Raw genomic sequence first — 274 nt, forward strand, 5'->3', positions numbered from 1 at the left:
ATCACCGCCGATGACGTGATCAACCAAGCCGAAAGCGGCGAGACCATCGCGGTGAGCGGTACGGCGACAGGTGGCGATATCGCAGAAGGCGATAAAGTGACCCTGACCATCAATGGTAAGGCTTACGAAACCACGGTAGATGCTGATGGCAACTGGACAGTGGATGTGGCGGGCAGCGACCTGGCAGCGGACACCGAGTTCACGGTGAGCGTGGCGTCAACGGATGAGGCGGGCAACACAGTCGACAGCACCGCGACCTCCACGCATACGGTGG

At 60.6% G+C, this 274-nt stretch carries 1 protein-coding gene; it reads left to right on the forward strand.

The features are described from left to right. Window positions 1-274 (forward strand): Ig-like domain-containing protein (locus HC752_RS24520; protein WP_190337765.1); only part of this gene is annotated, 274 nt, incomplete at both ends.

It is taken from the genome of Vibrio sp. S9_S30 (assembly GCF_014694455.1).
Lineage (GTDB): Bacteria > Pseudomonadota > Gammaproteobacteria > Enterobacterales > Vibrionaceae > Vibrio.